This is a genomic window from Profundicola chukchiensis (genome assembly GCF_029664245.1).
Classification (GTDB): Bacteria; Bacteroidota; Bacteroidia; order Flavobacteriales; family Weeksellaceae; genus Profundicola; species Profundicola chukchiensis.
This window is the reverse complement of sequence record NZ_JANAIE010000002.1, coordinates 19,324-32,581: the sequence shown is the minus strand read 5'-3', so window position 1 is coordinate 32,581 and position 13,258 is coordinate 19,324. Positions and strand designations below refer to the sequence as shown.

The 13,258-nt window shown below is 34.4% G+C and carries 15 protein-coding genes; 12 read left to right on the top strand and 3 right to left on the bottom strand.

From position 1 onward, the window contains the following. Positions 1–2: 2 nt before the first annotated feature. Positions 3–893 carry a DMT family transporter gene (locus NLM59_RS02425; protein WP_304416150.1) on the bottom strand — a complete coding sequence of 297 codons (891 nt, stop codon included), beginning with the start codon at positions 891–893 and terminating at the stop codon, positions 3–5. 157 nt (positions 894–1,050) lie between these two features. Between NLM59_RS02425 and NLM59_RS02420 the strand changes: the two genes are divergently transcribed. From NLM59_RS02420 to NLM59_RS02370, 11 genes are all read left to right on the top strand, one after another. Further along, positions 1,051–2,073: a DHH family phosphoesterase gene (locus tag NLM59_RS02420; RefSeq protein ID WP_304416149.1), complete on the top strand. Its 1,023-nt coding sequence runs from the start codon at positions 1,051–1,053 to the stop codon at positions 2,071–2,073. Beyond that, positions 2,054–2,590 carry an FKBP-type peptidyl-prolyl cis-trans isomerase gene (locus tag NLM59_RS02415; protein ID WP_304416148.1) on the top strand — a complete coding sequence of 179 codons (537 nt, stop codon included), beginning with the start codon at positions 2,054–2,056 and terminating at the stop codon, positions 2,588–2,590. The genes NLM59_RS02420 and NLM59_RS02415 overlap by 20 nt, the downstream gene beginning before the upstream one ends. Before the next feature lie 64 nt (positions 2,591–2,654). After that, positions 2,655–3,659, top strand: coding sequence for a peptidylprolyl isomerase (locus NLM59_RS02410; protein ID WP_304416147.1), 1,005 nt, complete (start codon positions 2,655–2,657; stop codon positions 3,657–3,659). Positions 3,660–3,791: 132 nt separating this feature from the next. Next, complete coding sequence (locus tag NLM59_RS02405) at positions 3,792–4,889, top strand: Nif3-like dinuclear metal center hexameric protein (protein WP_304416146.1); 1,098 nt, start codon at positions 3,792–3,794, stop codon at positions 4,887–4,889. A 2-nt stretch (positions 4,890–4,891) separates the two neighbouring features. Then, the gene (locus NLM59_RS02400) at positions 4,892–5,671 is read left to right on the top strand and encodes a zinc ribbon domain-containing protein (RefSeq protein WP_304416145.1); all 780 of its coding nucleotides are present in this window, start codon (positions 4,892–4,894) and stop codon (positions 5,669–5,671) included. A 260-nt stretch (positions 5,672–5,931) separates the two neighbouring features. Continuing rightward, positions 5,932–6,699, top strand: coding sequence for a polyphosphate kinase 2 (gene ppk2, locus NLM59_RS02395; RefSeq protein WP_304416144.1), 768 nt, complete (start codon positions 5,932–5,934; stop codon positions 6,697–6,699). Positions 6,700–6,702: 3 nt separating this feature from the next. After that, positions 6,703–6,924 (top strand): putative signal transducing protein, encoded by a 222-nt coding sequence (locus tag NLM59_RS02390; RefSeq protein ID WP_304416143.1) that lies wholly within the window; start codon positions 6,703–6,705, stop codon positions 6,922–6,924. Positions 6,925–7,006: 82 nt separating this feature from the next. After that, complete coding sequence (gene rplS, locus NLM59_RS02385; RefSeq protein WP_304416142.1) at positions 7,007–7,351, top strand: 50S ribosomal protein L19; 345 nt, start codon at positions 7,007–7,009, stop codon at positions 7,349–7,351. Between the two features lie 156 nt (positions 7,352–7,507). After that, entirely contained in the window at positions 7,508–8,638 is a 1,131-nt protein-coding gene (locus tag NLM59_RS02380; RefSeq protein ID WP_304416516.1) for a THUMP domain-containing class I SAM-dependent RNA methyltransferase, read from the top strand. 3 nt (positions 8,639–8,641) lie between these two features. Beyond that, positions 8,642–9,655, top strand: coding sequence for a glycosyltransferase (locus tag NLM59_RS02375; RefSeq protein ID WP_304416141.1), 1,014 nt, complete (start codon positions 8,642–8,644; stop codon positions 9,653–9,655). Between the two features lie 3 nt (positions 9,656–9,658). Beyond that, complete coding sequence (locus NLM59_RS02370) at positions 9,659–10,102, top strand: nucleoside deaminase (protein WP_304416140.1); 444 nt, start codon at positions 9,659–9,661, stop codon at positions 10,100–10,102. A 1-nt stretch (position 10,103) separates the two neighbouring features. Here the strand turns inward: NLM59_RS02370 and NLM59_RS02365 are convergent, their stop codons facing one another. Further along, positions 10,104–10,634: an acyl-CoA thioesterase gene (locus tag NLM59_RS02365; RefSeq protein WP_304416139.1), complete on the bottom strand. Its 531-nt coding sequence runs from the start codon at positions 10,632–10,634 to the stop codon at positions 10,104–10,106. Between the two features lie 86 nt (positions 10,635–10,720). Then, positions 10,721–11,740: an HU domain-containing protein gene (locus NLM59_RS02360; RefSeq protein ID WP_304416138.1), complete on the bottom strand. Its 1,020-nt coding sequence runs from the start codon at positions 11,738–11,740 to the stop codon at positions 10,721–10,723. A 402-nt stretch (positions 11,741–12,142) separates the two neighbouring features. Between NLM59_RS02360 and dprA the strand changes: the two genes are divergently transcribed. Beyond that, the gene (dprA, locus tag NLM59_RS02355; RefSeq protein ID WP_304416137.1) at positions 12,143–13,243 is read left to right on the top strand and encodes a DNA-processing protein DprA; all 1,101 of its coding nucleotides are present in this window, start codon (positions 12,143–12,145) and stop codon (positions 13,241–13,243) included. Positions 13,244–13,258: the final 15 nt, after the last annotated feature.

Here is a 13,258-nt window from a genome sequence, read left to right as displayed (position 1 = left end):
TTTTATATTTCTAATGAATCCAATTTTGGTTTCTCTCGTATTAAGTAGATACCAGCCAATATTAACAATCCACCTACAATAAACCATACATTCAAACTTTCTCCAGCTAATACGCCCCACATAATGGCAACCAAAGGCATTAGATAAGTCACTGTGGAGGCAAATACAGCCGAGGTTTGTTGTATTAGTTTATAAAATAAAATCATGGCCATAGCTGTTCCAATAAACGCAAGCACACTTACATAGCCTAATCCTTCCCATTGTTCTCGACTGCCAGTCCAGGACTCGAAAAATCCAGAGAAAAATAAAATGATAACAGAAGGGAAAAACCAAATCGTAAACACAATTCCACCTAAATCCATCGATTTAACATGATTGAGTTTTTCTTTTACAATCAATCCGCTTAGTGCATAGGACATGGTAGCTAATACAATCAACATCGCATGCCAAAAGCTAGATTCTTCTCCAGGACCTCCCGCAAAAAACATGAGAATATTGGCGCCAAAAAATCCAATAATAGCTCCTATGATTTGAACCTTAGAGCTTTTAGTTTTAAATAATAAAAAGGCAAATAATAAAGTAAATATCGGAACCAATGAATTTAATATCCCCGCCAACGAACTACTAACTCTAACCTCGGCCATAGGAAATAAATACATCGGTATAAAATTCCCAAAAAAACCTCCAATACCTGCCCACATAATGGTTTTCCTGTCTAATCTTCTCATCGCTGGAATACCAAATAACATTAATACAGCTCCAGCCATAGTCACTCTCAATGCACCCACTTGGTAAGGTGTAAATACATCTACCGATTTTTTAATCAATATAAAAGATGTACCCCAAACCAAGGCTAACAAAATGAGAATGAAGTATTTATTTTTTGAACTCATGAATTAAATTGAAGGGTAAAATTCTAACTATTTTCTGAATAAATAAGAATACAAAAGATAGAAAAATCGAGCAAGCTTCTAAAATCCTCAATGCTTTAGTTTTAAAGCAAGTAAAATCAACTTAAATTGATTATTTTCGCAATACCTAAACTAGTTTATGTTGAATCCAGATAAAATATTTGAACTTAAAAGAATCTTACAATCTCCTAAAAAAGTTGTGATTATTCCCCATAAAAACCCCGATGGCGATGCTATTGGTTCTACCTTGGGCTTATCTCAAATATTAAAGAAGTTAGGTCATGATGTTCAAATAATTTCGCCGAATGATTTTCCTAAATTCTTAAAGTGGATGCCAGAGGCAAAGAAAATTTTTAACGCTGATTTCAATCCAAAAGGAGCAGAAATCGGTATTGCTCAAGCCGATGTTTTATTCATGCTAGACTTCAATGAACCTTCTAGAGCAGATCAGTTAGAAGACTTAATCAATAACTCTTCAGCTTATAAAGTTCTTATCGACCATCATCAATTTCCGCAAGAATTTGATTTCACCTATTCTAATACTGAAATGCCTGCAACCTGTGAGATGGTTTGGCATTTTGCAGAAGCCATGAATTGGACAGATTTGGTAGATGCTGATATTGCCACTTGTCTGTACACCGGAATTATTACCGATACCGGGAATTTTAAATTCGCTTCTGTTAAACCTTCTACATTAGAAACTGCTGCTCAATTAATAAGACATGGCGCAGAGCCGTATAAAATTTTAGATTATCTAGATACTTTTTCTGAGTCTAGACTTAAATTATTAAGTCGATTTTTAGATAATATTCAAGTTTTTCCTGAATACAGAACAGCATTGTTTACCATGAGCCGTGAGGAATTATTAGAAAATGGCTACCAAAAAGGAGACACCGAAGGTTTTGTTAATTATGGTTTGGGATTAGAAGATATTGTTTTCTCTGTATTTATGGCAGATGATACACAAAAAGATATGGTTAAAATCTCTTTTAGATCTAAGGGCAATTTCGACTGTAGCGAAGTGGCAAGAGAACATTTTAATGGAGGAGGCCATGTAAATGCTTCAGGCGGAAGATCCGATAAAAGTATAGAAGATACCGTAAAAGAATTCGTAAATTTGTTGCCTAATTATGCAGAAAAACTTGAAAATACTACTATTTAGTCTTGTTTTGGCAAGCAGCTTTTTGGTGAGTTGTAAAAAAGCTCCACCTCAATATCCTACCGTTTATTCTAATGACGGTTTCCTAGAATACTCTAAGAAGTTTAATAAACAATTAAAGGACTTAGAAGACAAGGATATACAAATTTATATTCAAAAGCATGAAGAGGATTTCCTTCCTACAAATGCAGGCTTTTATATGACCAGAACTGAAATGGTAAACGTTAGAAACGTTAAAGATTTCGATACCATTAGATTTAACTATCAAATTAGCAATATGCAAGATAGTATCATCTATTCCTATGATGATATTGGAAATCAGCTTATTGTAATGGGGCAGACTTCTATGATTCCAGGGATAGAATATGGTTTAAAAAGAATGAGTGAAGGCGAATATGCCAAATTATTAGTTCCTTCTTCCTTGGCTTATGGCGTAGATGGAGATAGAAAAAACATTGGAACTGATGAGCCTCTAGTTATCGAAATAAATTTAGAAGATATAGTCAACTATGAAAAGTAATTCAATCAAATTAATAATACTTGTTATGCTATTCATAACAAGCTGTAGTACAATACCAAAATATATGAGTAAAGAAGAGTACAAAGCATTAGGTGACGGTTTATACGCACACATGCAAACCACCAAGGGTGACATGTTAATCAAATTACATGAGAAAGAAACTCCAATGACTGTAGCCAACTTTGTAGGTTTAGCAGAAGGTAAAATTGACAATAAAGCTAAGAAATTAGGTGTTCCTTTTTACGATGGAATTATCTTTCACAGAGTTATCAAAGATTTTATGATTCAAGGTGGAGACCCAACGGGTACAGGTATGGGAGATCCTGGATATAAATTCGAAGATGAGTTTGATGAAAACTTAAAACACGATAAAAAAGGTATTTTATCAATGGCTAACTCAGGACCAAACACAAATGGTTCTCAATTTTTCATTACAGAAGTTCCTACACCTTGGTTAGATGGTAAACATTCAGTTTTTGGTGAAGTAATCGATGGTTTAGAAGTTATTGACAGCATTGCTAATGTAGCTAAAGGGCCACAAGACAAGCCAAAAGTTGATATCGCTATCAAGCACGTAGACATTATTAGAAAAGGTGATGATTACAAAAAATATGATGCTTTAAAATCTTTTAAATCAGCCAAAGCTAATCACAAAACTAAATTAGAAGAAGCTAAGAAAAGAGAAGCTGAAAAATTAAAAGCTGAAACTGATAGAATCCAAGAATTAAGCAAAAATTCAGAGATTGTAGATAGTGGTTTAAAGTATAATATCTTAGAAAAAGGTGATGGTGCAAAACCAGTGGCTGGAGATGATATTCAAGTACACTATACTCTACGTTTAGCAAATGGTAAAGTTTTAGATTCATCTTACGACAGACAACAACCTTTAGATATTACAGTTGGGCAAACCCAATTAATTCAAGGATGGATGCAAGCATTGACGATGTTTGAGAGAGGTTCTAAAGTTTTCTTAACCATCCCTCCAACATTAGGATATGGTACACAAGGCGCTGGAGGAATTATTCCACCAAACGCTACCTTGTATTTTGATATGGAAGTTTTAAAGTAATATTATAAAACTTAATAAATCAAGTACGGATCTTAATTTTAAGGTCCGTATTTTTTTTGTTTTAAGATTTTAAACTTGAACATTAAATCCGTATATTTCTATCTTATTTTTGAACTTGAAGATTCTTAATTAATGCAATTAAAACAAATTATAAACGCCTTAGAAAATTGGGCTCCCAAATCAGATGCAGAAGATTTTGACAACGTAGGATTGCTTGTTGGAGATCCTTCTGCAGAAGTTAATAAAGCTTTGGTTACTTTAGATGTTACAGACGATGTGATGGAAGAGGCAATAGATGAAAAAGCTGACCTTATTATCACTTTTCATCCTTTGATTTTTAAAGGTTTAAAGCGCCTTTCTGGTAATTCTCGTGTAGAGCGTTTAGTCGTTAAAGCGATTCAGAATAATATAGCTATTTATGCTATCCATACCAATTTAGATGCACAATTAGATGGTGTAAATGGAAGAATTTGTTCTCAATTAGGTTTGAAGAATAATCAAATTTTAATGCCTAAAAATCATAACTTACATAAGTTAGTTTTCTATGTGCCACACAAGGATGCAAAGAAAGTAAAAGATGCGATTTTCGCCACCGGAGCAGGAACCATTGGAAACTACGCAGAATGTAGTTTTAGTCTTAAAGGTGAAGGAACGTTTATGCCAGTGGGTTCAGCCAATCCAACTTTAGGCGAAATGTATGTCAGACATACCGAACCCGAAACCAAAGTAGAAATCCTTGTTCAAAGTCATCAGATTGGGGTTGCACTTAAGGCTATGCGCGATGCTCATCCTTATGAAGAGGTTGCCTACGATTTAATTGCTTTGAAGAATCCTGACCAAACCAAAGGAATGGGACAGATAGGAGAATTAGAAAATCCTATGAATGAGGATGATTTCTTAAAACTTGTAAAAACGAATTTACCAACAGACTGCATTCGTCATTCTAATTTAAGTGGCAAGAAAATTAAAAAAGTTGCTGTATTAGGAGGTTCGGGTGCATTTGGGATTGCCGCTGCTAAAGCCGCTGGTGCTGATGCATTTGTGACCGCTGACATGAAATATCATGATTTCTTTTTGGCCGATGAAGACATATTGTTATGTGATATTGGACATTATGAATCAGAACAATTCACTAAAAATCATATAACAAGCTATATTACAGAAAAATTTCCTAATTTTGCAATCCTTATATCAGGTATAAACACGAATCCAATAAACTACTATATTTAATTATGGCTAAAACAAAAAAAAGTGACGTAACGGTTGAAGATAAATTACGCGCATTATATGATTTGCAATTAATTGATTCTCGACTGGATGAAATTAGAAACACGCGCGGCGAGTTGCCTTTAGAAGTGCAGGATTTAGAAGATGACATAGCAGGATACGAAAAGAGACACGCAAAAATTACCGACGAGGTAAAAGAATTGGATAAAGACATCAAGGCTCGCAAAGAAGCAATTAAGCAGTCAGAAGCTTTAATTAAAAAATATACAGGCCAGCAAGATAACGTTAGAAATAACCGTGAATTCGAAGCTTTAGCTAAAGAAATTGAATACCAAGAGCTTGAAATTGAACTTAGTGAGAAAAGAATCAAAGAGTTTAAATTCAAAATCGAGGAGAAAAAAGAATTGATTGCAAAGGTTGATGAAAAATTAGCGAACTATAGAGAGCACCTTGAGCACAAGAACTCTGAATTAGATAAAATCGTTAAGGAAACAGAGAAAGAAGAAAAAACTTTGTTGAAAAAAGCAGAGGAGTTTTCTCAAAACATCGAACCAAGATTGTTAAAAGCTTACACTAAAATTAGAGCAGCCGTTAAAAATGGTTTAGCTGTAGTTCCAGTTGAAAGAGGAGCATCTGCAGGTTCTTATTTCACTATTCCCCCACAACGTCAAATGGAAATTGCATTACGCAAGAAAATCATTACAGATGAGCACAGTGGTAGAATTTTGGTAGATGCTGAATTAGCAGCTGAAGAAAGAAAGAAAATGGAGGATATTATTAATTAATATCATTTTGTTTACAATATTTAAAATCGCTCTCAAAAGGAGCGATTTTTTTTTGATTTATACTTTCAAAAATGATTCAAGCACTTATCTTGAAGTGATATAGTTTTTATAATTTGAATGTTTAAGAATAAAATTGTTAGGATTAGCTTGTGAAAACATAGAGATTCGCTTGTTTTTCCTTATTTTTGAGATAAACAGATTTACCGATGGGAGAATTTAATTTAAAAGATCTAGAACTAATTCATAGTGAAAAGGAGATAATGGAATTTTTGATCGATAATAAAGTCATCAAAGAGAAGAAATTCCTGAAACAACTTGCTTACGAGAAAGAGTTAGCTGAATTACAAGTAGAATTGGTTCGTTTGCAGTCCCATATTATAGAAAGCGGAAAAAGGCTTTTAATTATATTCGAAGGAAGAGATGCTGCGGGTAAGGGTGGAACGATTAAGAGATTCTTAATGAATATCAATCCTAAAAAAGCTAAGATTGTTGCTTTACCTAAACCTACAGAGCAAGAGCAGAAAGAATGGTATTTCCAGAGATATATCAAACATTTACCTAGAGAAGGGGAAATTGCATTCTTTGATAGGAGTTGGTATAATCGCGCTGTGGTTGAACCCGTTTTTGGCTTCTGTACGGAGGAGCAGTATGAGCTTTTCATGAAAGAAGTTAATCCGCTAGAGCAGCGTTTGGTAAATGATGGGATTATCTTATTTAAATTTTTCTTGGACATCTCTAAAGAAGAGCAAAAGGAAAGATTAGATAAAAGAAGAGAAAGTCCATTGAAAAGATGGAAGATTGGTGGATTAGATGAACAAGCTCAAGACAAATGGGATGATTATTCTAAATACATCGAAAAAATGATAAAGGAAACTTCTACGGAAGAACTACCTTGGATTGAGATTAAAACTGATAGCAAGAAAAAAGCAAGATTAGAGGCTATCAAATATGTTTTAGATAATATTCCAGGTTATGATCCTGAAGTTAAAATTAAAACCAAAAAGAAGATTGTAACTAAACACTCCTAATCGATGTCAAAATTCACCATATTACATACATTTTATAATCCCGTTGAAGCAGAAATCTTCAAAGCGAGATTGGAAAGCGAAGGAATTAGAGCTTATGTTTTAGATCAAAATCAGCTGTATTCGCAGATTCCATCTACTATGGGAGGCTATAGATTACAGGTAGAAACAGAATATTTTTTAAAAGCTAAACAGATTTTAGATAAATCTTTGGAGAATGAAGAATAATTCGTAATTTTGCCGTCCGATTGAATAACCTCTGACGATAATCGTGTATGTTGTTGAGTTGATAAATTGAAATTATAAGACAATGGACAATTTAGTTAAGTACGTAGAAGATAAATACGTTGCTAAAAAAGAATTACCAAAATTTGCTGCTGGTGATACAATCACTGTATACCAAGAGATTTCTGAGGGTGGTAAAACACGTGTTCAGTTTTTCCGTGGTGTAGTTTTACAAAAAAGAGGTTCAGGTGCAACCGAAACTTTCACGATTAGAAAAATGAGTGGTGAAATCGGTGTTGAAAGAATCTTACCTTTAAACATGCCATCAATCCAAAAAATTGAGGTGAACAAAAGAGGTAAAGTTAGAAGAGCTAGAATTTTCTACTTTAGAAAACTACGCGGTAAAAGAGCAAGGATTAAAGAAGTTTAAAAAGTCTAAATCTATTTGTGTTAGAAAATCCCAAAGCTATAAGTTTTGGGATTTTTTGTTTTATATTAATTTCTTGGATTTTCGAAACACTACTTTTAAATAAATCCAAGAATAGCCTTATCTTTGAAAAAATCCGAAAATTTGGAAAATTTTAGAATGCAAGCCAAAACCTTTTATGGTTTTGAAGAGATATTAGCCCGTGAAATTCAAAAGTTGGGCGGTGCCGACGTTAAAGTTAGAAATAGATTAGTTGAGTTTTATGGTGATACTGGCTTTATGTACAAAGCCAACTATAGCCTACGTACAGCCATTAGAATCATGAAACCGATTCTTAGTTTTAAGGCTAAAAACGAAGACGAACTATATGAGCAAGTAAAGGCTTATGCTTGGGAAGATCATATTCGTAGTACGGCAACTTTTAAAATCGACGCTACAGTAAACTCTCCTAATTTTAAGCATTCTCATTTCGCTGCATTACGCGTGAAAGATGCGATTGCAGATAGATTTATGGATAGAAAGGGTAGAAGACCCAACGTAGAGAAATACAATCCGGATATTGTTATCAATCTACACATTACGCATACCACGATTACTTTGTCATTGGATAGTTCGGGTGAGCCATTGTTTAAGCGAGGCTATCGCCAAGATGGAGGTAAGGCACCTATCAACGAAGTAATGGCTGCTGGTCTATTGCAAATGGCAGGTTGGGACGGAAAAGGTCACTTCTTAGACCCTATGTGTGGTTCTGGAACATTTTTGATTGAGGCAGCTATGATTGCCATGAATATTCCGGCTCAAGTTCACAGAGAACATTTTACTTTCGAAAACTGGAAGGATTTTGATCAGGAATTATGGGATAAAATTCGTGATGTTAGATTAGAGCGAATGAATGATTTCTATGGTACCATTACAGGTTATGATAATAACTATGTAATGATTAAAGTAGCAGAAAGAAACATCGAAAATGCTAATCTTAAAGAGTTTATCGAGGTGAAACAAGTCAATTTCTTCCAAACTAAAAAAGAAGAAAGTCCATTGTTGATTGTATTTAATCCGCCATATGATGAGCGTTTAGAGATTAAAGTTGATAATTTCTATCGTAAAATTGGAGATACATTAAAGCAGGGATATCCACACACTACTGCATGGTTTATTACAGCAGATAATAGAGCTGTGAAAGAAACAGGATTACGTCCAGAGCAAGAGATTAAATTATACAACGGAAAATTAGAAACCAATTTCTTGAGGTATGATATCTACAATGCTGGTGACGGTTCTACTTCATAAATTTTGAAACAATTAGAGGAAATACAACTTTCAATTATTATAGCAGTTTATCAACGTCAAGATGAGCTGACAGATTTGTTGAATAGTCTTGTTAATCAGTCTGATAAAGACTTTGAGGTCTTAGTTATTGATGATGGTTCTCCTGAGAAATTGGAATCTGTGGTCGATGGTTTTAAAGATCAGTCGAATATCAAATATTATTATAAAGATAATTCTGGTCCAGGATTGACGCGTAATTATGGAATGTCTAAAGCAGAAGGTAATTACTTTATTTTCTTAGATTCTGACACTATCATTCCCGAGCATTATATTGAGGAAGTTAAAAATGAATTAACTTCGGATTATGTTGATTTCTTTGGTGGATCAGATAATGCCCATGAATCATTTGATACACTACAAAAGGCAATTAATTTCTCAATGACTTCTTTTCTCACGACCGGTGGTATTAGAGGAGGTAAAAAGGCTGTTAAGAACTTCCAACCAAGAAGTTTTAATATGGGAATCTCTAAAAAGGCCTATCAGGCTACGGGCGGATTTAGTGAGATGAGAGTAGGGGAAGATCCAGATTTAACTATGACTTTGTGGGAGAAAGGATTCAAAAGTAGATGGTTTCCTAATGCTTATGTGTATCATAAGCGCAGAACTTCTCTCAAAAAATTTGGAAGACAAGTTAAATCTTTTGGAATTGCTCGACCGATTTTAAACCAACGCCACCCAAAATATAAATCACTGAGCTTTTGGTTTCCAACTATTTTTATTTTAGGTTTTACATTGGCTATAATACTTTCTTTCTTCGGGATTTGGCAGTTTTTAGCTTTATATGGAATTTATTTTGCCCTGATTTTTATTGTTTCATCCATTCAAAATAAATCTTTAAAAGTCGGTTTATTGTCTTGTATCACGACTTTTATCCAATTTGAAATGTATGGATTTGGCTTTTTACGTTCGCAAATTATGATCAATTTATTAGGTAAGAATCCTAAAGAGGCTTTTCCCACACATTTTTATAATCAATAAATCATGAAAGATATTTACTCAGACGAATATTTTATGCGCATGGCTTTTCAAGAGGCTATGAATGCATATGAGGAAGATGAAATCCCAGTGGGGGCGGTCATTGTTTCTAATAACCGAATTATAGCACGAGCACATAATTTAACCGAAACACTAACCGATGTTACAGCTCATGCTGAACTTCAAGCCATTACTGCTGCTGCAGACTTTTTAGGTGGTAAATACCTTAAGAATTGTACACTTTATGTGACCTTAGAGCCATGTAATATGTGTGCAGGTGCTTTATATTGGTCACAAATAGACAGAATTGTTTTCGGTGCTGAAGATTTACATCGTGGATATAGAAAATTCAACACACCTTTACATCCACAAACCGAAGTTTCCTACGGAATTATGGCGGAAGAATCTTCTAATTTAATTCAGGAGTTTTTTAAGAATAAAAGGAGGTAGTTTACTCCTCTAAATCAGGATAAAACAATGCTTTTAACTCTGTAGCATCATCTGGAGACATACGTCTTGCTACTACCAAACTCAATTGTTTTCTTCTTAATGCAGCATCATATCTCTCATGCTCTTCTACAGACTGCGGAATAATCGGAGGTACTGGAATCGGTTTGTTTTCTTCGTTAACCGCCACAAAAGTATAAATACCTTGATTGGTTTTAATCGTTTCTCCTGTGGTTGGATCTTCTAACCATACATCAGAAATAATTTCCATAGATGAATTAAAAGCTCTAGAAACTTTAGCTTCAATTTTCACAATACTTCCCACAGGAATTGGATGAATAAAGCTAACTTGGTTCACAGAAGCAGTAACAACTCTATGAGTCTCAGCATGTCGTCTAGCTGAAATAGAACAAGCCTTGTCCATTCTTGATAGCAATTCACCACCAAACATATTTTCTAAATAATTGGTCTCACTTGGTAATACGATATTAGTCATTATCGTAAGTGTATCGTTGGGAGTCTTGTACTTGTCCATAAAAAAACCTTTGCATTTTGAGTTTGCAAAGGTCTTAAATTTTATTGAATTAGTTTGGATTCTTTAGTGTAGAATTCCAAGCCATTTTATGGACGCATAAATACGTCTTTTCCTTTTCGTTCTAATTCTCTCTTGAAATTGGCCGCTTCGGTGGCATCATTAAATGTGTCATAAGCAACCATAAAGTAATTACCTACTTTCCCAATGATGATAGCTCTGTCATATCCCTGACGCTTCAATTTTGCTTGATGCTCCATCGCACGAGAATAGATTTTGAACGAACCACCAATAACTTGATATTTCTTAACTGATAAATCGATATCAGTCGGAATAAATTCAGTCGTAGTTACGTCATCCACAGTAGGTTCTTCAGCAATAGCTGAGATTTCTACAGTTCCGTCAGCTTCTATTGATGTTGTTGTGTTGATTGTTTCTTCAACTGGAGTTATAGATACCACATCATTATTGTCGATGTTGTTCACATCAATGATTGGAGCTACAGGAGTTTCATTTGGAGTATCTACTATGGCGTTAGCATTTAATAATGGTAAAACGCTACTTAACTGATTTTGAACAAGATTTTGGTTAGCAAAGAAACTAGATCCACCCACTAAAAAGGCAAACCCAATGGCAGCAGCATAAGAAACCCATGCGTTGGCTTTCTTAGGAGTTGCCACTTCTTTTTCTTCTCTCAAGATATACTTACCTCTCAATGAAGACAAACCAAAGCTTTCTAATGCAAAGTTTTGATTTTCTGAAGGTTCAAACTCTATCACATTGTTTTTACTAGTGAAAGTTCCTAAGTCAGGAATTGTTAGCGCTTGATTGTTATCTAAAGTCGCTTTCCAATTAGATACTTCTTTCTCAATTTGCTCTATAGCTTCTTGATAAGATAAATCATTGTGTTTAGCGAATTCATTGGCTAATAATCCATCGGTGTGAACCAAATCACTATTAAATCCAACCATTTTCTTTGGTGGATCAAATTTGTAGTCAATCGGATGGAAAATGGCGCTTTTTCTCTTGGCGACAAAACCACCGAAATCGGGTACGATTACACAATCATAACGGTACAGTAAACTCTTGATAGTATTCTCCATGTTCATAATAACAAAAATAGGTAATTTATATCTAGTTCAAAATTCTTCTGAAAATAGATATTAACATATAAGTAACAAATATTATGGTTTAATATACATAATTTCAGTGAATTAAGTAGAGTTTAATTTTAGTTGTTGAAAAAATAGGAGCGAAGCCCGCGATAAGGATATGGAGGACTTGGTGTTGTTGTGCTTTTGATGGGAAGAAAGACGTATAGAAATGTTGATTTGTAAAACTAAAAAACGAAGACGTGTGGCACAACAATACGGAACTCCGCAATAGCCTAGTTTTGATTTTATCCTTAATTTAAACTAATTTTAGAAGGATGAAATTTATGGTTTAATCGGGATGCTAAGGTCTAGTAGATTTTAAAATCAAAAATCGCCCAAAATAAATTATATTTGAATATGCAAGTGCAAGAAAAACAGGCTTTAATGGCCCTGACTTATGTTCAAAAACTCGGAACTAAATCAGTTCAGGACTTGTTGGTGATGTATGGAACGGCCAGTGAGGTTTGGAATTTGAGCGCAAAGGAAAAGAATTCGATTAAAGGTTTAACGCCAGAAATAGCAAATCAAATTGGTTCTAAGAAAATTTGGGATTTAGCCGCAAATGAGATTTCTTTCTGTGAAAAACATGATATTCAAATTATTAGTAAATTCGAGAACGATTATTCTAAATTGCTAAAGGAGTGTGTGGATGCACCTTTTATTACTTTTAAGCGTGGAAATGTTGACTTGAATCAAGGGAAATATGTTTCTATTGTTGGAACTCGAAAAATGACTTCGCGCGGGAAGGATTTTATCCATGAATTGGTAGCAGGATTTAAGAATCAACCCATCACTATTGTGAGTGGTTTAGCTTTGGGTGTAGATGCAGAAGCGCATAAAGCCGCCATTGAAAATGGACTACCTACCATTGGTGTTTTAGCCCATGGTGTCAACCAGGTTTTCCCGAAAACCAATGAAAGAATTGGCCTAAAAATGATGGATAATGGTGGTTTATTTTCAGAATTTTCAACTTTTCATGCGCCAGAACCTGAAAATTTCTTGAGAAGAAATCGCATCATTGCTGGTCTGTGTGAAGCCACGATTATCATAGAATCTCCTATTGCTGGAGGCGCCATGAGTACGGCCACGCATGCAAATAATTATAATAGAGATGTTTTTGCACTTTCTGGCAGACCGAATGATGCCACAGCTGTAGGTTGTCATCATTTAATTAAAAATCATAAAGCTTTTTTATTGACAGAAGCCTCGGATGTTTTGAATTATTTGAATATTTCGCCTCGAAAGACAGAAAAAGTTGTTCAAAAAGAGCTTTTTATTTCCTTAAGTCAGCCTGAACAAATGCTATATGATTTGCTAAAAAAGAATGGGAAACTGCATATTGATAAGATTGCTTTGGACATGAGAATGCCTACCTATCAGCTAATGCCGATTTTATTGGATTTGGAGTTAAAGAATTTAATTTCACCTTTACCTGGAAAATATTATGATTTGAACTAAATAAGCTATTTTTGC

Coding starts and splice junctions, on each gene's coding strand:
- NLM59_RS02425 (WP_304416150.1), bottom strand. CDS start 893: ATGAGTTCAAAAAATAAATACTTCATTCTCATTTTGTTAGCCTTGGTT.
- NLM59_RS02420 (WP_304416149.1), top strand. CDS start 1,051: ATGTTGAATCCAGATAAAATATTTGAACTTAAAAGAATCTTACAATCT.
- NLM59_RS02410 (WP_304416147.1), top strand. CDS start 2,655: ATGAGTAAAGAAGAGTACAAAGCATTAGGTGACGGTTTATACGCACAC.
- NLM59_RS02405 (WP_304416146.1), top strand. CDS start 3,792: ATGCAATTAAAACAAATTATAAACGCCTTAGAAAATTGGGCTCCCAAA.
- NLM59_RS02400 (WP_304416145.1), top strand. CDS start 4,892: ATGGCTAAAACAAAAAAAAGTGACGTAACGGTTGAAGATAAATTACGC.
- ppk2 (WP_304416144.1), top strand. CDS start 5,932: ATGGAATTTTTGATCGATAATAAAGTCATCAAAGAGAAGAAATTCCTG.
- NLM59_RS02390 (WP_304416143.1), top strand. CDS start 6,703: ATGTCAAAATTCACCATATTACATACATTTTATAATCCCGTTGAAGCA.
- rplS (WP_304416142.1), top strand. CDS start 7,007: ATGGACAATTTAGTTAAGTACGTAGAAGATAAATACGTTGCTAAAAAA.
- NLM59_RS02380 (WP_304416516.1), top strand. CDS start 7,508: ATGCAAGCCAAAACCTTTTATGGTTTTGAAGAGATATTAGCCCGTGAA.
- NLM59_RS02370 (WP_304416140.1), top strand. CDS start 9,659: ATGAAAGATATTTACTCAGACGAATATTTTATGCGCATGGCTTTTCAA.
- NLM59_RS02365 (WP_304416139.1), bottom strand. CDS start 10,634: ATGGACAAGTACAAGACTCCCAACGATACACTTACGATAATGACTAAT.
- NLM59_RS02360 (WP_304416138.1), bottom strand. CDS start 11,740: ATGAACATGGAGAATACTATCAAGAGTTTACTGTACCGTTATGATTGT.
- dprA (WP_304416137.1), top strand. CDS start 12,143: ATGCAAGTGCAAGAAAAACAGGCTTTAATGGCCCTGACTTATGTTCAA.